This is a genomic window from Streptomyces sp. BA2 (assembly GCF_009769735.1).
GTDB lineage: Bacteria > Actinomycetota > Actinomycetes > Streptomycetales > Streptomycetaceae > Streptomyces.
The window spans coordinates 68499-94028 of sequence record NZ_WSRO01000001.1; the positions used below are offsets into that span (position 1 = coordinate 68499).

General features: G+C 66.4%; 17 protein-coding genes and 4 pseudogenes. 8 read left to right on the top strand and 13 right to left on the bottom strand.

Annotated elements, in window-relative coordinates; all coding sequences use genetic code 11:
- Positions 1–3471, top strand: a complete 3471-nt coding sequence (locus tag E5671_RS00375; RefSeq protein WP_160501844.1) for a LysM peptidoglycan-binding domain-containing protein — start codon at positions 1–3, stop codon at positions 3469–3471.
- Between the two features lie 634 nt (positions 3472–4105).
- On the opposite strand, the gene E5671_RS47605 is transcribed toward E5671_RS00375, so the two are convergent.
- The 3 genes from E5671_RS47605 to E5671_RS00390 all read right to left on the bottom strand — a co-directional run bounded on the left by E5671_RS47605 (position 4106) and on the right by E5671_RS00390 (position 8869).
- Positions 4106–4573 carry a transposase gene (locus E5671_RS47605; RefSeq protein ID WP_160501845.1) on the bottom strand — a complete coding sequence of 156 codons (468 nt, stop codon included), beginning with the start codon at positions 4571–4573 and terminating at the stop codon, positions 4106–4108.
- A 105-nt stretch (positions 4574–4678) separates the two neighbouring features.
- Complete coding sequence (locus E5671_RS47610; protein ID WP_443032532.1) at positions 4679–5104, bottom strand: transposase family protein; 426 nt, start codon at positions 5102–5104, stop codon at positions 4679–4681.
- A gap of 1722 nt (positions 5105–6826) precedes the next feature.
- On the bottom strand, positions 6827–8869 hold the full coding sequence (locus E5671_RS00390; RefSeq protein WP_160501847.1) for a hypothetical protein: 2043 nt from the start codon (positions 8867–8869) through the stop codon (positions 6827–6829).
- 479 nt (positions 8870–9348) lie between these two features.
- Here E5671_RS00390 and E5671_RS47220 point away from each other — a divergent pair, with 479 nt between their 5' ends.
- Both E5671_RS47220 and E5671_RS00400 read left to right on the top strand, forming a co-directional pair.
- Positions 9349–9597: a winged helix-turn-helix domain-containing protein gene (locus E5671_RS47220; protein ID WP_160501848.1), complete on the top strand. Its 249-nt coding sequence runs from the start codon at positions 9349–9351 to the stop codon at positions 9595–9597.
- A gap of 139 nt (positions 9598–9736) precedes the next feature.
- Positions 9737–10258 (top strand): transposase, encoded by a 522-nt coding sequence (locus E5671_RS00400; protein WP_160501849.1) that lies wholly within the window; start codon positions 9737–9739, stop codon positions 10256–10258.
- Between the two features lie 155 nt (positions 10259–10413).
- On the opposite strand, the gene E5671_RS00405 is transcribed toward E5671_RS00400, so the two are convergent.
- The 6 genes and pseudogenes from E5671_RS00405 to E5671_RS00430 form a co-directional block, all read right to left on the bottom strand.
- Positions 10414–10671 (bottom strand): transposase, encoded by a 258-nt coding sequence (locus E5671_RS00405; RefSeq protein WP_336605634.1) that lies wholly within the window; start codon positions 10669–10671, stop codon positions 10414–10416.
- 36 nt (positions 10672–10707) lie between these two features.
- Positions 10708–11062 (bottom strand): annotated as a pseudogene (locus E5671_RS00410) (IS5 family transposase); the annotation flags it as partial.
- A gap of 357 nt (positions 11063–11419) precedes the next feature.
- A pseudogene (locus E5671_RS00415) lies at positions 11420–12529 on the bottom strand (IS701 family transposase); the annotation flags it as partial.
- Between the two features lie 1065 nt (positions 12530–13594).
- Positions 13595–14428, bottom strand: coding sequence for an alpha/beta fold hydrolase (locus E5671_RS00420; RefSeq protein WP_336605603.1), 834 nt, complete (start codon positions 14426–14428; stop codon positions 13595–13597).
- Between the two features lie 92 nt (positions 14429–14520).
- Entirely contained in the window at positions 14521–15705 is a 1185-nt protein-coding gene (locus E5671_RS00425; RefSeq protein WP_237329970.1) for a macrolide family glycosyltransferase, read from the bottom strand.
- 74 nt (positions 15706–15779) lie between these two features.
- A complete protein-coding gene (locus E5671_RS00430; RefSeq protein WP_160501852.1) occupies positions 15780–16433 on the bottom strand; it encodes a CatB-related O-acetyltransferase in 654 nt (217 codons plus the stop codon).
- 127 nt (positions 16434–16560) lie between these two features.
- Between E5671_RS00430 and E5671_RS00435 the strand changes: the two genes are divergently transcribed.
- On the top strand, positions 16561–17214 hold the full coding sequence (locus E5671_RS00435) for a TetR/AcrR family transcriptional regulator (protein ID WP_160501853.1): 654 nt from the start codon (positions 16561–16563) through the stop codon (positions 17212–17214).
- A 350-nt stretch (positions 17215–17564) separates the two neighbouring features.
- Here E5671_RS00435 and E5671_RS00440 read toward each other — a convergent pair whose 3' ends face one another.
- Positions 17565–17942 (bottom strand): MarR family winged helix-turn-helix transcriptional regulator, encoded by a 378-nt coding sequence (locus E5671_RS00440; RefSeq protein ID WP_336605604.1) that lies wholly within the window; start codon positions 17940–17942, stop codon positions 17565–17567.
- A gap of 245 nt (positions 17943–18187) precedes the next feature.
- Here E5671_RS00440 and E5671_RS45740 point away from each other — a divergent pair.
- Both E5671_RS45740 and E5671_RS00445 read left to right on the top strand, forming a co-directional pair.
- Positions 18188–18388: pseudogene (locus tag E5671_RS45740) on the top strand (hypothetical protein); the annotation flags it as partial.
- Positions 18389–18708: 320 nt separating this feature from the next.
- Positions 18709–19950, top strand: coding sequence for a Vgb family protein (locus E5671_RS00445; RefSeq protein ID WP_160501855.1), 1242 nt, complete (start codon positions 18709–18711; stop codon positions 19948–19950).
- A gap of 195 nt (positions 19951–20145) precedes the next feature.
- Here E5671_RS00445 and E5671_RS47615 read toward each other — a convergent pair.
- The 3 genes and pseudogenes from E5671_RS47615 to E5671_RS00455 form a co-directional block, all read right to left on the bottom strand.
- Positions 20146–20268 (bottom strand): annotated as a pseudogene (locus E5671_RS47615) (nucleotidyl transferase AbiEii/AbiGii toxin family protein); the annotation flags it as partial.
- Between the two features lie 1014 nt (positions 20269–21282).
- Positions 21283–21543: a hypothetical protein gene (locus E5671_RS00450; RefSeq protein WP_160501856.1), complete on the bottom strand. Its 261-nt coding sequence runs from the start codon at positions 21541–21543 to the stop codon at positions 21283–21285.
- A gap of 570 nt (positions 21544–22113) precedes the next feature.
- Positions 22114–22539, bottom strand: coding sequence for a ubiquitin-like protein (locus tag E5671_RS00455; protein WP_202120910.1), 426 nt, complete (start codon positions 22537–22539; stop codon positions 22114–22116).
- A gap of 762 nt (positions 22540–23301) precedes the next feature.
- Here E5671_RS00455 and E5671_RS45745 point away from each other — a divergent pair.
- Both E5671_RS45745 and E5671_RS47225 read left to right on the top strand, forming a co-directional pair.
- The gene (locus tag E5671_RS45745; protein ID WP_336605605.1) at positions 23302–23850 is read left to right on the top strand and encodes a transposase family protein; all 549 of its coding nucleotides are present in this window, start codon (positions 23302–23304) and stop codon (positions 23848–23850) included.
- Positions 23781–23975, top strand: coding sequence for a hypothetical protein (locus E5671_RS47225; protein WP_336605606.1), 195 nt, complete (start codon positions 23781–23783; stop codon positions 23973–23975). Before E5671_RS45745 ends, E5671_RS47225 begins: the two co-directional genes overlap by 70 nt.
- Positions 23976–25530: the final 1555 nt, after the last annotated feature.

Sequence of the window (25530 nt, forward strand, 5' to 3'; positions counted from 1 at the left end):
ATGTCCCAACCCTCCCCCGGCCACCCGGCTCTCGCCCGGCGCCTGTTGCGCGCAGCGGGCAGTCTCACCGCGCTCGCGCTGCTGCTGGTGGGGGTGCCCTGGATCCTGGCCGCCGCCGGTACCCTGCCCGGCGGCGCCCCCAGCGGTTCGGACCTCAGCGACGCGCTGTTGTCCCCCGACGACGGGCACGTGCTGCTGACCGTGTTGACCCTGGTGGCCTGGGCGCTGTGGGCGTGGTTCGCGCTGGGTGTGCTCGCGGAACTGCCCGGCCTGGTGCGGCGGCGTCGCCCGGCGCGCAGGCGGCGTGTGCTGGGTGCGCCGCAGCGGCTGGCCGGGTTCCTCCTGGGCGGGCTGCTGGTGCTGCCCGCCGGGACGGCGATGGCGGCACCGGCTCCGGCGCTCGCCGCCACGGCGCCCGTCCAGCCCACCGTGCACACCGACGAGACAGGCGATGCCGAAGACGCCGGGCGTGCGGCCTCCCGTGCCCCGGATCCCGCCGGACCGGTGCATGTGGTGGGTGAGACCGGCGAAACCGTATGGGATTTGGCCGTGGAGTATCTCGGCTCGGGGTCTCGCGCCCACGAGATCCGTACCCTCAACCCGCATCTGCCCCACACGGCACTGCTGCCGTCAGGCCTGTCGGTGCGGCTGCCCGCCGATGCCCGGCTGATGCAGGCCGAACCCGCTTCGGACACACCGGAGATGCCCGCGCCGCAGGTGCAACTCGCCGCCAGCGAACAGCCGATCACCACAGCCGATGACAGCGAGCCGCGCCAGGAACGCACGCACACCGTGCGGGCCGGTGAGTCCCTGTCCCGCATCGCCAAGGACGAGACCGGTGACGCCGGGCGCTGGCCCCAGCTGTATGAGGCGAGCAGGAACAAGGATCAGCCGGGCGATACGCCTCGCGTGAGCGACCCCAACCTGATCTACTCGGGCCAGCAGATCACCATCCCTGCGGCCGACGCCCCCGGCGACCCGCACCAAGAAGACCGGCCCGACGCCCCCGGTGACCCGTCCGGTGAAGAGAAGGACGGCCCCCAGGAGGACACCGGCCAGGACCAGGACGGGAAGAAGGACGGTGAAAGAGGCGGCAGCGGGAGTGCGGGCGGTGCCGACAGGCCCACCGAATCGGCCAAGCCCACTCCCTCCCCTGCCCCGGAGCGCACGGGCCAGCATCCGTCGACTCCGGCATCTGGCCGGGACGGCGATACCCCCTCGGCCGCCCCGAGTGCGCCATCGAGCCCTGCACCGTCCACCCAGCGCCCAGCTGAGGCCGGTGCCGAGGAATCACCGAGCCTGCTGACCACCCGCTTGGCCGGGGTCCTGGTGTCGCTGGCAGCCGCGGTGACGCTGGCGCTGTCCATCCGCCGCATTTTGCAGCGCCGTCGCGCCAAGCCCGGCGAGCTCATCGCCATGCCGGAGGAGGTCTCCCCGGCCGAGGCGCAGATGGCGCAGGCCGCCGATCCTGCGGGCCCGCTGCGCCTGGACCGGGCTTTGCGTACGTTGGCCGATCACGCCGCCCGCGAGGGGCAGCCGCTGCCCGCATTGCGCGGCGCGCGCCTCACCAGCACCGGCGTGCAGGTCCTGCCCGAAGACCTGCACGCCGCCCCTGCCACCCCATTCACTGCGGGTGCCGGCGGCTGGTGGGTGTGCGAGGACACCGTCGAGCTCCTTGATGAGCCAGAGGCAGCACACATCGTGGCCCCATACCCGGGGATGGTGACGGTCGGTGCGGACGAGTCGGGTCACCTGGTGCTGCTGAATCTGCCGCACGCCGGCGCCATCCTCTTGGACGGCGAGCAGGAGCAGGTCGAGGAGGTCCTTATCTCCATGGCCCTGGAGCTGGGCATGAGCCCCTGGGCCACCGATGTGGAGGTCGTGGTGGTCGGCTTCGGTGAGGGCCTGAACCATCTCCTGCCCACCTCCCGGATCGCGTACATGCGCGAAAGCGCCCACGCCGCACGCGACTTCGCCGAGCGGCTCCTGGAGGCCCACCAGGAGCGGGAGGAATCCCGCACGCCCCACCTCATCCTGTGCGCGTCCGAACTCACGGCCGACAGTGCCTGGCAGATCGCCGAGACTCTCGACAAGGCGTCCGGCGTGCTGCAGGTGGCGCTGCTCGCCCCAGCCTCATCCGCCAACCTGCTCTTCGAGCAGACCGAGGTGATCGACGCGGCGAGCGACCAGCGCCAGCGCATCGACATCCTGGGGGCCGACGTCACCCTGCAGCGCCTTCAGCGCCAGGCCGTCGATGACATCACCGCCGCGCTGGCCGTGTCTGGCCAGGACCCTCATCCCGCTGATGGCGCCTGGAAGTATGTGCCCTCCGAATCCCAGACCACGCATGCGGCCCAGAAGGCCGCCGCCGACCATCAGTTGGACGAGGCCGGCGCAGCCGCCCATATCCCCGCCCCCGGGCCCGTCCATCGTGTCCCAGCCGCCGAGCCAGCACCGGGAAGCGACGACGGGCAGAGCACCACCAAGGACGGTGAGGACCTGGGCGTCTTCCCGGCGCTGCTGGCGGCTTCCCCCTCCCCCGCTGCCATCAGCCTGCCGGTCCCAACGGCCCCTGAAGCGGTGCACCCGGCCGCACCCGGCGGCGGTGAACACGCAGCCGACCCAGGCTCCCTCTCCCCGCTGGAGGCTGCCGGCGAGGGGGCCACCACACCAGGACCCGACCCTCATGGCCCGGCACCGCGCGTCCCCGCCGCCCACGCGGACCCCGGCGTGCCCTTCATCCGCGTTCTGGGGCCGGTCACCATCTCCGGCGTCACAGCCTCCCGGCACGGCACCCGCGAGGCACAACTGGCCGCGCTACTGCACCTGAAACCCGGACGCAGCGCCGACACCCTGTGCGCGGATATGGACCCGGGCAGTCCCTGGTCGACCGACACCCTCAACGCGCGCCTGGGCGGGCTGCGCCGAAGCCTCGGCCATGACGAGGACGGCAACCCCTATGTGCCGCGCCGCGCGGTGAAGTCCGACCCGTACACCCTCTCCGACAAGATCTGCTGCGACTGGCATCGCCTCCAGCACGCCGTCGAAGCCGCACTCCCCCACGGGCCCGCCGGGCTAGCCCAGTTGGAGAAAGCCCTAGACCAGGTCCGCGGACGCCCCTTCGGCGCGCACCCGCTGCCCTGGAGCGAACCGCTGCAACAGGAAATGGTGATGCGCATCGTCAGCGTCGCGCACATCGTGGCCACCTACCGCCTGTCCCCCAGCCCCCACCAGGACCTCACCCTCGCCCGCCGGGCAACCGCCACCGGACTGGAAGTCGATCAAACTGCCGAACTCCTCTATCGCGACTGGTTCCAGATCGAAGCCGCCGCCGGCAACCGCAGCGGTCTGAACACGGCGATCGCCCGCCTGGACCAGGTCAACCGGTCACTGCAACTGCCCATGGAGATCGAGACTGAACAGCTCATCCACCACCTCCTCCAACAGGTCAGCCCCACCCCACAGAGGTGACCAAGGCCGGTCCAAGGCGGTCCACGCCACTGCACAGTTCGTCATCGTGACCGCCACACAGCGCTCGGGAGTGGCGCCGGGCGAGCAGTAGAACTCCGGCCGCTGGCACCGGGCGTTGGTCTGGTGGCGCGGCCCTTATCCGACAGGGGCACAATGCGCAGCATGACGCGGAGGGTACGAGACTCGATGCAGGACGCTGAGGCGTTGCTCAGGTCCCGCGATACAGCGCCTGTGGTCGACCCCAAGCTTCCCTCCCACGTGCGGAAGTTCTTGTACAAGACCTCGCCTTCGGATCTGCAGAGCCACGGCGATCCCGCGCTGCCGGCGCCGTCTGCCGTGTGGGATGCGGTGCCCTATCTGATCCGTGGCGGCGTTCCGCTGGGCGCGGGAACGGGCCTGTGGTGGGTGCTGAACAGGAGCGCGGAGCAGACCGCATCGGCCGAGTACGCCAGCAACACCGGTGCCTGGCACTACATGGTCAGTCGCATAGCCGATTTCCTTAGAGACATCCTGCCGGTGGCTGCTGGTGTGGCTGTCGCCTACATCATCATCGCGACCATGCTCGCCCACGACTCGACCCGGATCTGGCGGGAAGTCCGCGCGGCACGCGACCGGTATGTGCTGCCCTCCCAGCTCACCCAGGATGCCTCCGCCCTCCTGCGGCGGGCGCGCACCGCCGCGCGTCAGATCCTTGGCTCCGAGGTCCATGCCCGCAATCTCGTTCGCGATCGATCGCGCGCAGGCTGTCGCCGCGCTGAATCCGCTCGTGGATCTGCTGATACCGCTCGCGGGTCCGCGACACCAGAAGGCGCGGCCGACCATGGATGTCGACTTCAGCAGGCAATGTTCCACCAGCGGGTGCCGCATCGGCTGCCGTCGCCAAGGGTTCGCATAGCGCAGCACGATGCCGGCCGACAATGCGCTCCACGGCCTCGGCCAGGTTGTGGAGCACGTGCCACATATCGGCCACCTGCTTTGCCTGCGGTGCTCCGGCGCAGGCTCCGTCACGGAAGGACCCGGCGCGATCGCGGCAGATCATCTTCACTTCCGGGTGGCGCCTGAGCCAGGACGCGAAGGTGTCGGCTCTCAGGTTGGCGAGCACGGTCGACGGGACGGTGGGTGGTCATGTCGACCAGGCCCGCCGCGTACTTCCACCTGCGGCGCAGGGTCGTCGACGCCCAGGACTTGGACGGGACCATGCTCCGGCTCAGGCAAGGCCCTGATCAACCGGAGCATCGTGTCCTTGCACGTCACCATGAGCATCCGGTCGGCCAGCCGAGCACCAGGCCGACCGCCCAGGAATAACGCGATGTCTGTGAGTAGCACCGTCACGGCGGGTCAGCGCCGGTATCTGCTCGGCGAACGTCCGATGCGAGCATGCGGTGTTCTCGCAAGTGAACCGACGGGCCCGCAGCCTGATTTGTAGGCGCCGCCCGGCAACAGGCCGGCCCGCGAGACGCCGCTCGTAATAGCAGCGCACCCGGGACGATCTCCAGCCGCACTCCGGACAGACAGCCCCATGCCCCCTGGCCCGAGCGGCCACGAGCACTTCGTCCTCGGTGAGCGACAACCGCTCGGCCTCAACAGCCGCACCGGGGAAGAGAAGATCAGCAACGCTCACGACCCCGTCCATACCCAGGTGATGCCCAAGCCGTGGCCGCAGTCACTGCCCCCAAATCAGCGACAGAGCCCGAAAATCTTGCGAGACCCATCTTGCGCTGTCCGCTCTCACCAGGGACCAAGCCTGCATCCCGCACAAGCCCATTCCGAATCCTCCGACACCGGTGTGCGCGGCGCTACCCCCGCCCCCACCGGCAGCCCTGCCCCTGGCATCGCCACCGGCGGCACCCCAAACAGCCCCGCAGGCAACGGCGGCGTCCGCATCACCTGGTAGCCCCAGCAGATCCACCTGTCTCCCGGCCCGCGAACCCGCAGGCCGGGAGACCGCCTCCTCCCCGAACCGGCCAGTGGACCTGTCACACACCCGATGCCGTTCGACATCACGTGCGGGCTGTGTGGGCGTGGCGTGACCGACCTGGCGCAGAGCGGGGCTATAAGGGCCCGCAGCGCGCAAAGGCTTGGGTTTGCAGGGCGTCCGCGAGACGGTTACTGCTGACGTCGCGGGCCCGGCCGGTGTGGCTCTTGCGGAGGCCCGCGAGAGCGGGCTCGTGCCGGCGTAGTTCTTGCGGGCTTTCGCAATGGCGTAGCGGATGGGGGGTCCTCACCGAACTCAGCAAGCACCCGAAACACCAGTGATCCCTCCGATAGCAGCATCGAAAGGTAGAACTCAACAGCCCAGTACGCCAGAGAATATGCCTTCGCCTGCTCGGCGCGACCGGAACGACAGCCAGCAGGAACACGAGGATGCTCATGATGGCTGTCACCCACCAAGCGGCCCCTGGGATGAACAATCCGTCCGCAATCGTTCCTCCTGCCGGGGAGGCGGCGGGCAGGGGTTCTGTCTCGGGTGGCGTGTTTCAGGCCTGGGCGGGCAGCAGCCGTCCGGTGAGCCAGAGGTACAGCAGGCCATGGGGCTCCCGGGCCTGCGAGCCCACCGGCCGGAGAGATCATCCCCGAACCGGTAGGCCACTCTCAGACACTCCAAGTCGTGGAGGAGCTTCCCCCGCCCTACCGGCCGGACTTGAAGGGCTCGGTGGAGAACCTGGACAGGTGCGCCGAGCAGGTGCGCGTCACCTCGCTGCCCCGGTATTCCCAAGCTCCCCCGACTCAGCTGCGCCCCGGAGCGCGCAAGAGCCACATCGATGAGACAGTTCCGCTGCCGTTCACCACGAGCGGGGTGCACTGGCGTAACCGGTACCACGTGGGCCAGGGGATGAACGGCGGCGGCGGACCCGGGCACGAAGGTCCACATCCGCTACGTCCCGCACCACGACCATGCGATTGAGGTGTTCGACGCCCCCTCCAGCAAGCACCTGGACCTGGCACACCTGGCGGATGCGGCCACCGTCGACCAACGCAGGGCCCACCGCCGTCGCAAAGACTCCGAGAATCGACGGGGCGGCCTTCGCCGTGAACGTCAAGGGCGAAGATCCGGCCGAGGACCACGAGCACTGGCTGATCCCGCGGCGCGCACCGCACCCCAACCCCCGGGGCAAGGACGGCCAGCTTGCCTGGCCGCTGCACACCACAACTCCCGCCACACCACCGAAACGGTCATCGACTGCGAGTTCTGGCGACGCCTGCACCAGACCCGCGCCCTGGTCAGCCACTATCGCCGCCGCGACGACCCCCTGCCCCACCATCTCCGGGACTGGGCCCACCACAGACCGATCCCGCCGATCACCGAACCTCAAGACCTTCGGCTGTAGTACCAGGTGGTGTGATCAGCCCCGGCTCAGCCCAAAGGGAGCGCCCAAGATTTGCGGTGGCTTCCTGGAGGGACTGTTAAACCTGCGGTGAGCATCGGCATATTGGAGTGCGATGAGAATTGCGGGGCCTCGTCGGGAGGATCAGGAAACAACGGTAAAGGGTGACCTCCCTGGCTGTTCTCAAGAATAGATTGATTGATCTGCCGTATCTGGGATCGCGTCATGCCGGCGCTGACCCAGGCAAGACCGACGTATTCGATGGCCAGATCTGCCTCCAGAGACACTCCCCCTCCGACCAGAGGTAATTGTGACAGAGAGGCTCCGGGCACCGATGCAGCACATTGGACTGCCCACAGATCGTTCGGAGATGCGGGGACGCGGGCGATGACAGCTTCTAAAGTTTCCAGTTGGACCACCGACAGAAGGATCCCCGCATCTCCGGCGCGGTATAGAAATGACGCTTCGCTTAAGCTGGGGATAAGAGCCTGAAAGCCGGATTCACTCGGCGGGTCGATCTCGATGCCGAATACCTTAGCGAAGTCAATGAGGGAAACAGGGGATTCAGTTGCGTCCATCACGGCGCTTAGTCCCCACGCACCGTCAACTTCTTCGAGTGCCCCGTCAAACCAGAGTACGGTCCCCTCGTTGTCGTCCGCAGTGGCGAGTCCAGCGCTGGCAGATACTGAGAAGTCTCCGCCAGGAAGCTCCTTCCGGAACGCAACCCGCAGATTTACTCCTGCCCCAAATGCATTCAATAATGTGGAGATCTGAATATCCCAGACCGTCTGCATTTCCCACGAGGGCGCTACGCGAGTCTGAAGGATATCGATATGGAGGTTGGAGAGAGTGAGATGCTCGATGAAATCAGGGATCTCTCCGCTGTCGATACCCAGGGCGCTGGTGAGGTACCGAAGCAATGAACCCATGTCAACATTGCTGGCATCGGCCATGAGATTGACCGCGCCTGCGTCATCATTGAAAACTTCAACCAGATCTACAGTGACCCCGTCGTCGAACGTGATGGAATCCGGCAGGTCAGCATGGCCGATAACGGGGCGCATTACTGGTGGGAGCATGATGGCAGTCGGATCGGGAAGGGCGCTGTTCCTGATTGCATAGTACGGCACTTTTTTCAAGACTGGAGGAAAGCCATTGTATGTATCTCCAGTATGCCTCAATTCAACCCACTGTGCATCCTTGCCGCCAGTGGATGTGGCAGGGGTCTTTGTGTTATTCCACGGCAAAGCGCGCCATGCGGAGGGCTGGTAGCTCCCACCCGCCTCAGGAATGGTATCCGTCGGGACAACGCCTCCTTGATCAAACAGGTCTGTGTACTTGTTGAATGCCTGCCGCAGATCGGGCGCGAGTGAGCCGGAAGCCACGATTTTCTGCAGGGCGCGCTGCGCATGGTCAGCCAAGTCGTACCGCACCTCCCCGAGAATGTCCTGAGAGCTTGCTTCCCACTTCACGGGGGTTGCTCCGCCTGCCACGCGCTTAACAGCGGCCGTGCTTGGGTCGTCGTAACGGCTGCCCACTGCTCCTCCGTCGGCCGTCGGGCCGATGAAAAGATTTCCCGCAGCCCATGTATGGACACGCTGCAGTAGGTCGAGAGCCGTCGTAGAGACAGGAGCAAGTGTCGAATCTTGATAGTACGAGCCGCTTAAAATGTCCTCGGCCATTTTGCGTGCGTCAGACTCTTCGGCGGAAGTTATCCAGCCGACCGAGGATATGCTGGATAAATTATCGAGAACTGACTCCAGGTATCCCTTAAGGCCTCCCGTTGGGGTACTTGACGCCAGCGTGAGGGTATTAACTCCTGCGTTCCATAACATCTTCAAATTCTCATAAGGGATGACATGGTGGCGAGTATCTTTGGTCCCGTCAAAGGCCCGTGTCGTGACTCCGTCTTTTTCGATCACCGCGCCAGTCCAGGAGTCGGCGAAGGCTCTCGGACGGTAACTCTTTTTCCCTCCCTTCGGATCGCGTGCCGGCAGTTCTAAGTTGATCGCAGTTGGTGGCATGTTCCCTCTCCCGGCGTCCAGCGGAAGCATCGAATTAAAAAGATGCACGCTTTGTTAAAATTCCTTCGGCCAAGCTAGCGCCGCCTGGCCTCCCTTTATAGGTGTGTGCGCTGTCACTTGCCCTCGGCCTGGAGTCTTTTTCACGTGCGCGATGAGCAGCAAGCGCCCAGACCCCCTGAGCCGCTGACAGGTAGCGGTACGCAACCCGGACGATATCCAGCACGGCAGCCAGTCCGAGCCGCGTCGGCATTCCGAACACCTACTGGGTTCTTCCGCCTTCACCGATACGGAGGTAGCGCGGCCTGAAGCCGCCTTATACCAGCTCCGCCCTGTACTGATCCTTGACGTGCCCTTTGTCGATCGGTGACTGCACGGCATAACCGATGTATGGGGACTCGAACTCGCAGGTCGTTGACTCCAGTTGAGCTGGAGCGGCGGCGCATGCAGGCGGCGGATCTGTTCGAACAAGGGATGCGGCCGGTCAGGGTCGCGTAGGTGCTCGGGGTGACCCGGCAGGCGGCCGGTCTGTGCCACCGGTCCTGGCACGAGGGCGGGCGGAGGCACTGCGGTCCAAGGAGACGGGCAACAACGCGTATCTGAGCAGCGAACCGGAACGGGAACTTGATGATCTGCTGAAGACGGGCCCGATGGCGTTCGGCTGGGAGGACCAGCGGTGGACACTGGCCCGGGTCGGGGCGCTGATCGAGGAGCCGTTCACGGTGCGGTACGAGATCTCGGTGGTTTGGCGCCTGCTGGACCGTCTTGGCTGGTCGTAGCAGGTGCCGAAGGTACGGGCCGCGGAACGTGATGAGGAAGCGATTGCCGCATAGCGTACGGAGACGTGGCTGGCGGATTCCCATCCGCGCAGGTCACAGCCTTAGGAGGGTGGATCTGCTTCGAGGACGAGGCCGGGGCGTGGCTGAACGGGCCGGTCCGCCGCATCTAGGGCAAGATCGGCCAGACGCCGGTGCTGCGGCTGTCCGGCAAACACAACGACAAGCTCAACATGGCCGCCTGGATCGGATATCGGCACGGCGAGGAACCGCAGCTCGTCTACGCGATCAAGCCATCCGGCGGCTAAACCAAGAAGGACTCCCCCGCTTCCTCGCCCTGCTGCACTGCCGCCTGAACAGCCCGATCACCATCATCTGGGACAATTACTCCAGCCACATCAGCGAGCATGTGAAGCAGTACGCACAGCAGCAGGACTGGCTCACCACCATCCAGCGGCCTTCTTATGCACCGGAGTTGAACCCCGTCGAGCTGCTCTGGGCACACGCCAAACAAAAGATCGCGAACCGGGCCTTCCATTCGATTGACGAACTTCACCGGGCCGCGAAGAGCGCCCTGCGCTACATCCAGCGCCACCCCGAACTCCTCACCACGTTCCTGGCCGGAGCCAGCCTCGAACTCGCCTCACACGCGTCAAGCCCGTAATCAAAGATCAGTAGTGGGTGTCTGAGAAGCCCCGTTCAGGGCAGAGTTCTTGCCGTTGTGCGGTGGAGTAGCAGCATGACCGTGGCCAGGTAGATTGCGTTCTCCTGGCTGGCGGCCAGGCACTCGTAGTCCTTGGAGAGCCGCCGGTAGCTCGATCACCCCAACGGCGCGGAACCACCGCGAACATCGGTACCACGCGCGGTGGTGCATTGCGGGAACTTGACGCCGTACCGGGCCAGCAGCACGGTGGCGCTGTCGCGGTCGCTGACGTTCGCGGGGCTGACACTGACCGCCAGAACCAGACCAAGCGTGCCGACGAGGAGGTGGCGCTTGATGCCCAGCACCTTCTTGCCGCCGTCGTACCCATGCCAACTGCCCAGTTCGGTGGCCTTGACGCTCTGGCTGTCCACCACTCCGGCGCTCGATGTGGGTTCACGGCCCCCCTGAGGGGGCGCGGCAGGCGGGGCTTTCCTCGCGCCGGCAGCATGCTGGTGAGCCCGCGGAGGTGGAGTCCACCGAGACGTCCCAGTCAATCCGGCCCTCAGCATCCTCGGCGGCCTGGACGCGAGACAGCAGCATCGCCCACGTTCCGTCCGTCGACCAGCGGCGATGACGTTTGTAGACCGTCTCCCACGGACCGAACCGCTCCGGCAGATCACGCCACTGCACACCCGTCCGCACCCGGTACAGCACGCCGTTGATCACCCGCCGATGATCACTCCACCGACCTCCACGCGCACCACCACGAGGCAGGAACGACTTCAGGCGGTCCCACTCCGCATTCGTTAAATCCCCACGGCCCATACACCCAGCCTGAACCCAACACCCCACCCACGTCCGGAGATCCGAGAAACACCGCCTAGTACTCCAGCAGCGTTTCGCTATCTGGCCTGGTCAGAGGCGTCGTCGGGAGTGTAGTTGGCTGATGGTAAGTCAGGGGCGGTGTTGGCGGACTGCCCCTCCAACGAGTGGGTTCGTCGCCGGTAGTGGCAGTAGCGGGCGACGGCCTGGCGTCTGCGCCGCCATCGCGACCAGCTCACCGCGTGAAGGCGAAGCGGCCGGCCTGGCCTTGGGGTGGGGCGAGCTGCCAGGAGTCTGCGGACTTCTGCCACGGTGAGCGGAACGAGGGTGCCGGAACCGTTTCTGCACCCCTTTTGAGGCCGCCTGGGCTGCCGTTGCTGCGAGAAAGGCGTGGGCGAGCATGGCCAGGGTTGTGTGCCGCATCCAGCCGACGTAGCGGCGGACTTCGTACTGGTCCAGGCCGCATTCGTTCTTTGCGGCCTGGAAGCATTCCTCAATGGCCCACCGCCGCCCGGCGACCCGCACCAGCTGGTCGACGTCCGTGCCCGCCGGTGCATAGCCGAGGTAGTAGGCGATCTCATCGGGCCTGGTGACACTGCGACGGGCCAATGCCCATCGCTGATGTGTGGGCGTCTCGCCGTCGAAGTCCTCGATTGGGGGGAGTCGGACGGCTGCCCAGTGGTAAACGCGTGGGCCCTTGGCGCCGTCGCCGCACGAGCGCTTTTCCCATGCCACGTCCGGTGCTTGCGTGAAGAGATGGTCGATGCGGCCAAAGCGGTGCACGTGCTGGGACTTTGGGACGGCCAGGGCATAGCCGATGGCGACTTCTTCGAGCATGCGGCGAAAGCGCGATTCCTGGCCGTATGCGGAATCGGCGGTGACCCAGGCGATGGGCAGTGGCGAGGCGAGTGCGCGGAGCACGATGGCTCTGGCCAGCTCGCCCTTGGTGGCGAAGGTCCGTTCGTCGGGAATCTTGGCGGCGCGGCAGCGTTGGCGGTCGTCCGTCCAGGACATGGGGAGATACAGCTCTCGGTCGACCAGGGCTCGGCCGCGGGTGGTGGCATAGGCGGCGAAGACGCCGATCTGGCAGTTTTCGGTGCGGCCGGCGGTGCCGGAGTACTGCCTTTGCACGCCTGCGGAGGTGATTCCTTTCTTGACGAAGCCGGTGTCGTCGAGAATGAGCACCCCGGCGTCCTCACCGAGCTTCTCGGCGACGTATATCTGCAGGTCATCACGGACATCGTCGGCATCCCAGGTTGCCCCGTTCAGCAGCCGCTGGAGGCCGTCGGGGGTGTGGTGGCCGGCGTGTTCGGCCAGTTGCCAGCCGTTCTTGCGACCGACCGGGCCGAGCAGCGCGCGGACGTAGTCACGCATACGGCGTCGCAGGTCGGCGCGGCCGAAACGGTGGCCGATGCGCAGGAAGAGGTCGTTGAGTTCACGGTCCCAGGTCGCGTCGGAAAGGTCGTCGATCACACAGGGAGGCTGCCCTCATCACCGTTCAGACAGTTCCCGGTGCCACTCGTTGGAGGGGCAGTCCGCCAACACCGCCCCTGACTTACCATCAGCCAACTACACTCCCGACGACGCCTCTGACCAGGCCAGATAGCGAAACGCTGCTGGAGTACTAGTGCAGAGAGGTAGGTAGGCACGTGTGTGGGCGTGTCTGCGTGTTTGCATGTCCGCACGCACTCCAGCGTGAGCCAGTGAGCATTTGAAAGAGAGTAGGCGTGGACGAGGGCGTGCGAGCGTGAGCGTGTGCATGCGTTTACGCACGAAGGGACGCGAGGGTGAACGCAAGAGAATCTGCATGTTGACGTGTGGAAGTGACGGGGCGCGAGAACGAACCCGGGAAAGAGCGAAGGGGCGGGCGAGCGCACAAGCGCGTAAAGGCGTGAGCGAGAGCATTCATGCGAGTTGGAATGTGTGCACGCGCGAGTGCATGAAAGTGTGTGAACAAGTGAACATCGTGCCTGCGGACACGCGGACAGGGGACGCTGCTGACGTCGGGCGCGACGAGGCCGAGCCGTTCTACTAGCTGTCGGCCGTTCTTGTGGGCTATCGGGTCGAGCGTCCCCGCGTGAGTGGACACGCATGCGGCGGTCGAACTCGACTCAGTCGAAGCGGTGCCCGGTGGTCAGGTAGATGTCCTCCCGTTTGAGGGCCGTTCTTGCAAGTTGGCGGGCGGCTGGGTGAACGCGTTGCGCGAGAGGCCAGCTTCCGCCGCAAGAGCAAGGATCGTCAGGGGAGCGGTTCTACCGGCCAGAAAGACGCTTTCAGGTGTCCGGGTCGGGTCGTCCGCGCACAACAACGCGTCGGTGAGTTCGAAGAAGGCGTCCGGTCGACCTGCGGCAGCACACTCATCCCAGGGCCCTCCTGACGAACTCACGTACTCAGTCGCAGAGTTCCGAACTGCGAGGAAGACCAGCCTCATGCCTTGCAATCACTGCAAAGAGTGACGAGACGCCGGGGATAGGTTAAGGAACAAGCTGCCGCAGGCGAGAGCTGACCAAGGCTACGCGTAAGGGTTGAGGGGGCTTACTCCGGTGCCGGAGTAGTACCGAAGCCGGCGGTGAGAAGCGTCGACAGTTGGCCCGGTGCGTCTTCCTGGAGGAGGTGGCCCGCCCCCTCGATCCAGTGCAACTCCGCGTGTGGGATGCGCTCGTGCAGCCAGGTGGCGTACTTCGGGGGAAGGATGCGGTCCTCGCGGCCCCAGATGAGGCGTACCGGCAGCGACATGTCGCCGAGTAGGTGCTCGTACGCGGCGGTGTCCGACTGCCTGATCTGGCTGTACTGGCGGTAGAACGCCGCCTGCCCCGCGGCCCCCCGCCACGGTGCGAGGAACGCGTCGAGGACTCCGGGCCGGAAGCCGACGTGTGTGGCGTGCCGCAGGTGGCTGGCTACCAGCGCTTCGTGAGCGTAGTCCGGTAGCTGCTGGAAGACGTCCGCGTGCCCCAGGATGAGCTGGAAGAGCCCTCGCTCCCACTCACCGCCGCTCACCGCGTCGAAGAGGGTCAGGTCCCGGTAGCTCCTCTTCTCCAGCAGCAGCGTCCGCAGTGCCACGGCCCCGCCGATGTCGTGGGCGACGACGCTGGGGTGGGACAGCTCCCAGTGGTCGAGGAGCCGGGCGAAGTTCCTCGCGTGCGCGGCCAGGCTGAGGTCCTGGCCCTCGCGCTGGTCCGACTGGCCGAAGCCGAGATGGTCGAAGACGAAGACGGTGCGGGTACGGGCGAGTGCCGGCGCGATGTGCCGCCAGAGAAGGGAGGAGTACGGGGTGCCGTGCACCAGCACGACGGGGTCGCCGCTGCCGAGGGCCTTCCATCGCACCATGCCCTCGGTCGTCTCGAACTCCTCGCCAAGTGTCCAGTTCACCCTCGGTCTCCTCCTCTACTCCTCTACGACATGACCAGCACCTTCGGCAGCGAACCCCGCCCTTTCAACTGCCTTGCCGACAAACCTAGTCGTCATGGTCGAGAGAGCATGTCCTCGATGAGGTCGGCGGCGCGTTGGGTGCCGCCCTCGGCCCGGGCGGCGGCCTGCAACTGCTTGGACCGGTCGACGCGTTCCGGATCCGTGACCAGGTCGTTCAGCGCCGCGCGAAGAGTCTCGGGGGTGGCGTCAGCGGTGTCCACACGGCGGGCGACGCCGAGTTCCACGAGCCGGTCGGCGTTCATGAACTGCTCGGCTCCCTGCGGTACGGCGATCATGGGCACGCCTGCCAGGATCCCTTCGCCGCAGCCGCCCATCCCGGCGTGGGTGACGAAAGCGTCGGCCTGTTCCAGGATCTCCCGCTGCGGGGCCCAGGAGTGCACCTCGACGTTGGGCGGGATGGCGCCGAGTTCCCCGGGGTCGGTGTACTTGCCGATCTGGAGCACGACGTGCCAGCCGGGCAGGTCCCCGAAGGCGGCGATGCACTGGCGGTAGAACGCGGGCTGACGCGTGTACGCCGAGCCGAGCGAGATCAGCAGTACGTGGTCCGCGGTCGCCGCCGGGCGGGTCCAGCCGTCCGTGTCCGCCCGGGTGTCGAAGCAGGGGCCGACGAAGGTCACCGTGTCGGTGTCGACTCGATCGGCGTGCGGCTGCATCGCCCGCGGGATCAGGGCGAGGGCCCGGTCCGGGGGCCCGGAGAAGGCGTCCACGTCCGTGGTCGTCGCCCCGCACTCCGCGAGCCACCGCGCGAACCTCTCCCGGTACGCGTCGGCTCCCGGCAACTTCCGCAGCTGCGCCGCGACTTCTTCCTCGTATCCGTCCCAGCCGACGAACGTCGGGGACAGCTGAAGGAGGGGGCGGCCCTGCGCTTCGGCGAGGGCGCGTGCGGCATAGGCGCCGATGTCGTAGAGGTACAGGTCGGCCGGATCGTCGTCGTAGGCGGCGCGCAGTTGCGGGAGCGCCTGGACGGCGTCGTCGAGGAAGAGGCTCGCCGCGGCGATGGGGTCGGCAGGCCAGTCGTTGTCGGCGACGGGCAACGCGGAGGTGCAGGGCACCAGCTCCGCGCCGGCGGACTCGACCCGGTCGGCCATGAACGGGCCGTTGGCGTAGGTGACGCGGTGCCCGCGGGCCACCAGCTCGCGGATGAGCGCGAGGCTGGGCAGGACATGGCTGACGATGGGGACGCCGACCATCGCGACATGGGCGCGGCGACGGGACATGAGCGATCACTCGTTTCTGGCGCGGGACGGGAGCGGGCGGTCTGACCAGGACGCGGTGTCAGGGCTCAGGACTCTCAGGGCCGGTCTGTCCGCGCGGCAGCCTCCTCCAGCTCGGCGACCGTCCCCGACATGATCGTCCGTACGTGCTCGGTGATGTGCTCCGCGGGCCAGTCCCACCAGGCGACGGCGAGGAGCCGGGCGATGTCCTCGGCGTCGTAGCGGGTGCGGATGAGCCGGGCCGGGTTGCCGCCAACGATGCCGTAGTCGGGTACGTCGTCTGTGACCACGGCGCCGGAGGCGATGATCGCGCCGTGGCCGATCCGTACGCCGGGCATGGCCGTGGCGCCGTGCCCGAACCAGACGTCGTTGCCGACGACGGTGTCGCCCCGGCTCGGCAGGCCGGTGATCAGGTCGAAGTGCTCGGCCCAGGAGCCACCCATGGTGGGGAAGGGGAACGTGGACGGGCCGTCCATACGGTGGTTGGCGCCGTTCATGACGAACCGCGTGCCCGTGCCCAGCGCGCAGTACTTGCCGATGACGAGCCGCTCGGGCCCGTAGTGGTACAGCACGTTGCGCGTCTCGAATGCGGTCGGGTCGTCCGGATCGTCGTAGTACGAGTAGTCGCCGACCTCGATCAGCGGCGACTTCACCAGCGGCTTGAGCAGGACGACGCGAGGGTGCTCCGGCATCGGGTGGAGCACGGTGGGGTCGGCGGGAACAGGCGGCATCTGGAAGGCGGTTCCTCTCGGTCGGGAGGTCGGATCGGTCGGGAGGTCGGAGCTACTAGTACGACATCTGTTGCGTTAAGATGCTGACACAGCCCCGCCCGTTGATCAACCGGATACTGGATTCCCGATGACAGACCCGACGGCCACGACGCCGGACCGCCGTCCGGGCGGTCGCACCGCCCGCATCCGCGCCCAGGTTCTCGACGCGGTGCGCGCCGAACTCGCCGAGAACGGTCACGAAGGACTGACGATGGAGGGTGTCGCGACCCGCGCGGGAGTGCACCGCACCACGGTCTACCGGCGCTGGCGCGACGTGGGCGGCCTGCTCGTCGACGTCATCGACGCCGCAGGCGAGATCGACTGGCAGCCACCGGACACCGGCTCCCTGCGCGGCGATCTGACGGCCCTCAACCAGGAGATCCAGGAGTCCCTGGTCGTACGGCCGTCATTCGCTGTCGCCCTGATGGCCGCCTCGTTCCACTCCGAACAAGCCGCGCGGGCCCAGACACAGCTGTGGGCGGACCGTTACGCCCAGTGCGAGATCCTCGTCGAGCGCGCCATCGAACGCGGCGAACTCCCCCAACAGGACACGGACGCACGGAGCCTGCTGATCGCAGCGACGGCGCCGCTCTACCACCAGTTGGTACTCCTGCGCGCCGGCCCCGACCCGCAGCTCCCGGAACGGGCCGCGGCGGCGGCGATGATGGCGGCTGCCGCGGGTGCCTTTTCCGTTCGTCAGGGGGGGACGTTTGATGAGGAGGTAGGGAGCGCTTGCCAATGACGGCCCCGCCCCCTGGCCATCAGGCGCGCGGAGATCGGGGCTTCGTGCCACGCCTGGACCTCGGTCAGGAACGGGCGGGCGGCATCGCGGGCAGCCGCTACCGGTTCCCTTCCCTGAAACGCCTCAGTGGACAAGCTCACTAGGCCGAAGAGCCGCCGAAATTCGCTTTGCTCGGCCATCGGCCCCCCCCACCCCCACTCTTGGCCTGAACCCACGGTTAAGGACCGCGCCTGCCGAGATGTGCACGATCAAGGCGCAGAAGGGAGGACGGGACAAGGCCGCACGGGCCAAGAAGGACGTCACAATTCACTCACACCGCGCGGCTGTCACCGTGTCACGACCGACCCCGATCAGGCGGGGCCCGGCGGGTTGTCGAAATGAGCGTTAATACGGGCGAACAGGGCGAACAACTGCGTGCGCTCGTCGTGTCCGAGTGCGGCCACGATGCGCTCGTTGACACCGTCGAGGACGCGGTCGAGTTCGGCGAGGCGGCGCTCGCCGCTGTCGGTGATGGTGATGACGTTGCGGCGCTTGTCGGCGGGGTCGGGGGCACGGCGGACCCAGCCGCCGTCCGCAAGGTCGTTGAGGACGGCAACAAGGTCACTCTTGCAAATCCGGGTGCGGCCGGAGAGAGCCGCCTGACTCGCGGGGCCGAACTCGCCGAGAGCGGCGAGCACCACGAAGTGGTCCTTACGGGCACCCACCTCGCCGAGCGCATCGCCCGCCACGCGCCGCATTTGAGCGGCCGTCAACGGAAAGTGACGACAGCGCATCGCGGTGGAGCTGAGAGGCATCGCAGTCAACGCCTGGGCAACAGGCTTTCGTTGGCCGGCCGGCGGAAGGAGCCCGCGGGCCTCCGGGCAGCCAAGTTTCCAAAGCCATCGAACGACAGGGAAACGAGCTATACCCGAAGCCCCTTGAGCCCACCGGTCTCACGAATGACCAGTTGAGGCCCGCTTAGAAAGGTAGGACAGACAACGCCGCGCACCGCACGGCCCGCGCGCGGGTGAAGCATGTGATCGGCCGGATGAAAAACTACAAGATCCTCCGCGACTGCCGGCAACACGGCGACGGCCTCCACCACGCCGTCCAACCTCGCGGTCGCATCATGACCAGAAGACTGCGCTCACATACCCTGACCTGCTCAAATACAGCCTTGTGCAACACCCTTTAGTGCCCCGCGCTCGCTCCAAAGAGTGACGAGACGGCCTGACTAGAGGTTAAGGAACAAGGTAAGAACCTGCGCTGGAACCCCTCCCAGACCAGGTCCGTACCCCGGGACCCAAGCGTGAGGGCTACCCACTCGCCCGGTCTGCAGCCACCGGCGGTCCAACCGTAGCCGCGATCACCTGGGTACCGGCATTCTCTCTCCACCAGGCCAGGGCCCGAGCCCCGGTGCCGTCATCGAGATGACAGATGGACGCGAAGGGCGAGGCGCACGAGCGTCATCCTGGCCCGGCAGACCGCGACGGACGCCTGTACTCAGTCTCTGGCATGTCCGCCGAGGGCAAGCGCGCCGTTCCGACATACAAGAACACAGAACGACACCATCGGCCGCCGACGAACGCGACGAAAGGAGACGAGACGATGACGAAGAGGTGGGCATCACAGATCAGGACCGGCCTCACCAGCGGCAACGGCGTGGCACTGGACGGCAGTGGCTACGCCTACGTCGTTGGCTATGGCGACAGCCGTGTGTTCAAGGTGAATCTGAAGGATGGCAGCAACGGTGGGGGGCCATTCGCCAGCGTTGGCCGCTCCCGTGGTGTGGCCGTGGGCCTCGACGGCTACGTCTACGTCCTCAGCTATAACGGCCAGTCCCTACACCGGGTGAGCCCGAAGGGTGTGGTGGACAGCGATCCGGTCGCCACGGGCCTGGCCGGCGTCCACGACGTGGCGCTGGACGACAAGGGCAACGCCTACGTCGTAAACAACGCCGGGGACCTGTGGCGGATTCCGCTGGGCGGCGAGCCCAAGGAGAAGGTGGTCAGCGGCCTTGGCGACGTCTGGGGGGTGGCCTTGGGCCGGGACGGTACTGACGGCAGGGAGACGTACGCGTACGTCACCAACGCCGTCAACGGCAATCTGTACAAGGTCGGACTGAGCGATGGTCAACACGAGACGCTCACCACCACCCTTCAAAAACCCACCAACCTGGCGCTGGACGCGGATGGCAACGCATACATCACCGAGAGCACCGCGGGCGCACTGGTCGGCGTCAGCACGGATGGCACCCAGCCGGACGCCCCCGCCTTCCCTGTCGCTGATGGCCTGCCCAACCCCCAAGCGGTAGCGATCGACGGGAATCGCAGCGCCTGGGTCCTCAGCGGCGATGGCACGTTGTACGAGATTGCCGAGGCGGCGAAGTCGGCGCCGATCGGCGCACCCACGATCGCAGCTCCCCTCCCCGATGCGCAGGCCGGGCCGTACATCAAGTTCAAGGGCGCGGCTCCCCTGGATTCAGCTCCGCCCCACACCACCACAGCTACGGCGATCATTGCGCAGAAGCCCGACGGCACCAACATCGGCTCCCAGATCGTGGCCAAGGACGGCTACTGGGCCTGGGCGCTGGGCGAGGACGCCCTGCACGTAGCCACACCCGAAGCCTCGCACGCTCCGGCCTCAGACCGGGGCCTGCCCTGGGACCCGGGCCAGCACACCATCCAATTCGTCACCCACAACAACCTCGGATACTCCGCCCCCACCCCCATCACCTTCACCACTCCCCAAACCTGACCCACCTCCACCCCCTACGTCGCAGTACCCGCCACGGACACCAGGGGGGTGGGCGCCGCGGCCCTCGCGTCGGCCCTTCAGTGGATTGGGCGGTCTGACGCCCCAATAGCAGAAAGGTGCCACCGCCCTGCAAGGCGGTGGCACCTTTCTGCTCTGAACCTCGATCCACTGCGAAACAGCTGGGCGGGATAAAGGGCTCAGGCGCTCGACCAGGCCGTGGGCCTGGACAGCGTAGCCACCGGTGATCACCAGAGGGTACGGCGTGCCGATCGCGAGCACATCTCTCAGCAGACGGCGGTGCAGGTCGGTCAGGTACACGCGCCGTCGCACCCCGGGCCGTGGCCAGCTCGGCGAAGGCGGCCTCCCAGGCATCACGCAGCGGACGACTGATCAGGGTCCGCAGCACCGGCCACTGGCTGGGGAAACGCGGTCGAGTTCGAAGTGCGGGTGCCCCCAGCGACGAGATCACCCTGGTGACCGGCAAGACAGCGAGTAGGCATCCACCAGGCCCTGGCCGGCAGGGCGCTGACGGTCTGGGCAACCACCGCAGCGTCCACTTCCTCCTCGAGGGGCACCTGATCACCACGGTCCCGTCCCGGCTGCGGCCGGAAGGTATCGCATACATGACCGCGCGCTACGGCACCCGCCCAGCCGGTCCCGAACCCGCACCTGCCGCCCTGCCCAGGACCCGCGCTGGCACAGCCGTCCTCGCCGCTGGCGAACCGGTCGAGGTCTGCCACTAGGTCCACCGCGACGGAGTCATCTGTCGGGCAGGCGTAGGCCACCAGGTCGAGTCCGCCCTCGCAGCCGCCCCACCACCTCCGGCTCTGCGGGCGCCTCATGCACGCCATCGCCGACAAGACGCTGATGGAACGTGGCCAGGAAGTCCCATCCGCGACAGCCCTGGTCGGCCCACACAAGCTGCAGCCGGGGAGACTTGCCCGCGCACCGGGCCAGCAGCACGGCAGGGCCATCGCGGTCACTGACGTTGGCCTGACTCACCCAGACCGCTAGTGTCAGGCGCCAGAAATCTGGTGCTCAAGTCTCTTTGAGGCTTCAGTGGACGTCGGGTTGATTTGGGTGAGGTAGTCGGCGCAGTGTCCGGACGGACAACGCCACCGTCGAGCACATCCACAGCCTCTGCGTGCTCGGTGACCAACTGCCCGGCATCTCCCCTGCCCTGGGGTTCGGGGTCTACCCTCCCCCTGGCATACCGCTCTGGACCGGCTGGCCCACACCGACTGCGATCCCGCGCAGTTGCTCGCCCGCGGCCACGTCGATCTGACCCAACCGGATCAAGTTCAACGCACTGTCCGCAGCCGGCGTCGAAGGTCAGGTCAGACCGGCTGTCGTGAACGTGACTAGTCCGTGGCCCACTTGTTCCTCCACGCCGCCAGGGGCGAGACAGTCGAGTGGGTTGGTGGTTTGAGCGATTACTTCCTTGAAATCGGCTCCCTTGAACTGGCCGTCCGCCACCACTCCGCTGACGGTGTGTACTGTTTGGCCACCAGCATCCACACCCTGCGCGTAAGCGTCATTGATTTGGCTGTAAGGGCTGTTGGCCCAATCTTCCCATTGCACGGTGATGTCCATGCTGGGATTGGGGGGAGGGACCTCAAGACAGCTTCGCGGACCGACGAACTCGCCGTGGTGGGAACCTGCAGCAGGGATCGATCTGCCTGTTGCTGTCGTGCAATTCTTATACTTTACGTCATAGGTGATGGTGTGGCTCTGAGGTTGAAGAGTAAGGCCAGGTGAGAACTTGACGGTCGAATCGACTTTGCATGTCACCACGTCAAGGGCCTTGACCGGCAGTGTTGCGGTGGTGGCAGTGCTCGCCGTAGCCGCAGCAGTTGAGGCAAATAACGCCAGAGTCGCAGCAATAAGAATAGTTACTTGATGCGTCCGATGCATGTGGAACCTCCTGAAAAATGGCCCTGTGCAGAGGAGTCCGCACAGGAGCTGTCAGCATCACATCAATCAGTTTCTGTTCAGGCCAACCGGGTTGGGCCTATGGGGTGAGCCCCGCCGCTTCTTCAAGCTGCTCCGGGAACGCCCGGGCCGACCAGGCGCGGGGCCCCCTGCCAGCGCACCGAAGCTTCTCGGACCTTTCCGCAGCTGCGGGCCCAGCTCAATGCGACAGCATCCCGGCAACGGCTGCGGCTAGTCCAAGAGGTGGAGGGTGCTGTCCGGCTCGATCCCGTAGTAGGCCAGGGTTCGCCCGTCCTCCAGCCACTTGCCCTCGAAGATCAGACGCTGCTGGTTCGGCGGGATGCCTTCCTTGTCCTGGATCTTGGCCTTAACGTTTTCGACCAACTCGTCGCTCTCGACGTCGAGGGTGATGGTCTTCCCGGTCAGCGTCTTGACGAAGATCTGGAAGGGCGCCCTCTGCGGCGGACTACCCACGCCACTGCCGATCAATGCGACGCAGCCATTGTTGCCGGGACTGCTGGGCAACCCGCCACCAGCGCCGCCCCCTTCAGTAACAGATACGGTGAGACGGGTGACACCGGCCGGCACAGTGAAGTTGTGGTTGCCCGGCGTGCCGAATGACCCATTGGCCGCATGGGTGGGGGTGGCTCCGGCCATCAGTAACAGGACACCGGCCACGGCCGTGACCCCGGCCACGACCTGCCGATTTCGGAATCCTAACAAACGAAGGAAAGACGTCATAATGTTCCCTAATCTCCAAAGCAGACCATGCGCCTGCTTACCATTACAAAGCTAACAATGCTGACGCTCCCGGAGCTGTATCGAAACGCGGGCGATCTCGCCTGGTGGCCAGCATCGCCGAGGCCGTAGCCCCACCAGGCGATAAGCGTCCCCCTGAGCGTCGGCTACCTCGATTACATTCGGGTTGAGATGGTTCGCCACACTAACCATGATTCCATCACCCTTTACGACAAAGAGACCCCGCGTTTCGAGTTGCTCGGTCCGAATGACCGAGGTGTTCGCATCTACGCTCTGATCTCACTCCACAGCATAGGAAAGCAGCACATGACAACCCATGACGCGGAGTTGATCAATGCCCCTAACGACCTCGTGCACAGTAGGCCGTGGCTTGGTGCCCAGGCGTCTCGTTGAACTGTTCATGATGGGGGTCGGGGCACGTGAGTTGATCGTTGCGGAGTATCGGGTCACCGGGCTGTCGCCGGATGTGATCGCTGAACTTGTCGCCAAGGTAGGGCCGTTGTGGCACGATCAGCATCAGGCTCGGCTCACCGCTCGTCAGCGCAAGCGGGCGGGGGGCGCCGGGGCGAAGCATCAGCTCGTCTTCGTCGACCGGCTGCTGGCGACCTTGGTGAACCTGCGGCATGCACCACTCATGACGTGCTGGCCTGCTGGTTCAGCGTGGACCGTTCCACCATCACCCGCGCCATCGGCGAGGTGAGGCCGCTGTTGGCCCGGCGAGGCTGCACCATCGCGTCAGGTGTCCGACTGCGCACCCTCGCCGAGGTCATCGAGCACTTGGGAGCCAGCGATCAGACCGGCATCATCGACGGCACGGAGATCCGTGTGCGACGTCCGGCCGTGGGCCGTAAGGACCGGGACAAGTTCGTCTCCGGCAAGACCAAGCAGAACGCCGTGAAGTCCATGGCCTTCACGGACGACGAGGGGCGGTTGCTGTTCTGCAGTCCGGTCCGTCCGGGCAGTTGCCCGGACATCACCCAGGCCCGCCAGCTCGGGCTGGTGAGACTCCTGGCCGACGGCCCGTTCATGGAGATCCTCGCGGATGCCGGCTACCAGGGCATGGGTGCACAGACCGGCGGGCGCGTGGTGACGCCGCCTCACCGCAAGTTCAAGAAGAACGCTCCCCCTAGCACGAGGCAATGCACGAGGAACAGCGCAAGGCGCACTCCTCCCGACGCATCCGTGTCGAGCACGGCATCGCCCACCTGAAGAACTGGCGAGCCCTCGCCCGTCACCACGGCCGCCGTGAGCACATGAGCGACATCGTCCAAGCCGTTGCCGGGCTCCTCTCGCACCAGCAGACCGCCACTCTGTCCAGCCGTCCTCGAGCGTGAATCGTCGACCACGGCCGCAGCCCTCGACACGTCACGGCTTACTGTGCACGAGGTCGTTAGCTGTGTGGCGATTACCGGAGCACGGCCGACCGGCCCGTGAACTCACCTGGTTCGCCAACCCTTTCAGCACTTACGATCACCTGCTCACCGACCGTGAACGCCACACCGTTATCACGGAAGACGCCGGCCCCATCCTCAGCAGCACGCCGATCATCGCGGACCGCGGCTCCAGCGGCCCGGTGTGGACACCGCTCACCAGCTGGACTCCACGCTCCCCGACGGAACCGTGACCAACCGGCCGGCACGGCCGTTCACCTTTACAGCGGCCAGCGGCCCCGGCCGTTGCGGCCGTTCCATCCGAGGACTGCGAACACACTCACGTTGGCCCCCACCTCAACGAGCACATCGCCCTCACGCAGCCAGCTCTCAAGTCACCACTCATGTTCGGCCCCCACTCTCCGAAGAGGCACAGGCCCCCACCTACGCAACTCCTGGGTGTCCACCGGGAATTCGGTTCCGATGCGGCATCCGCAGCCTGCGACGAGGGTGATCCCGCAAGGCCTCATTAACTGTGAAATGGGAAGCAAGCACACTGTCGGACAGCACTCCGGGAGCCCTTCGCACGCCCTGGGGACACATCGCTCCGAGAGCCAACCCCAGACCGCCGCATCCCCAAACGCACAGAGCAGCACAGCTAGGGCACCTCATGACCTAAGGGGGCTGAAGAGTCGGATCAGGTACACAGGGGCGGGGTCATGCTCGACCGAGTGATGTCCAGAGCCGGACTGCTCGGCTCCGGAGGCGGTACCCGGCGACCCGCAACTCGAGCACCTGGCCTACTCCCCAACGCGGCTCGCCGCGGTTGATGCCCGGCCATGGCGACGCTTCAGCCCCACCGCGGCACTGACGGGTCGAGTTCTCAACTCCGCATCTCTCCACCACTTCGCGGGACGCGGCCCAGGGCGGCATCAAGATCCTCGAGAGCACGGACGACATCCGAGCGTCCGCGACAGGCGGCGGACTCGAAGCGGCCAACCAGGCAGCACGACACCGGCCACAGGTTGCACTCGTTGACACATATATGCCCGACGTCAGCGGGCTGAAGGTGCTGACGACACTGCGGGAGCTCGACGCCCCCCGGTCGTGGCCATGCGGACCGGCTTCGGGACGGACGACAACGTCGCCCGCGCGCTGGCCGCCGGCGCAGCTGGCTTCTTCCGCAAAGACACTGCGGCCCAAGAGCCGAACCCTGGGGTGCGACTGCTTGCAGCTGAGGGCCCCGCCCTGTCCTCGCGGGTCACACATACCGTCGCGCGCTCATTGGCGCGCCCCGTCCCCGACAGTTAAGGGGAACTGGCGCAAGTCACCACGCTCGGCCTCGAGGAGGCCACCCAGCGCGGCATCAAGAACTCGGCGAAGGGCGGGGTCGCTGGCATGGCCGCCGTCCTGTCCGGTGCCCCCCTCTCCTGCACCGAGGGCTGACGGAACTCACCGCGGTCCGGGGGTCCGCATGCTTGTCGCTCTCAACCGACCACGATGGCGCGCAGGTTGGCCA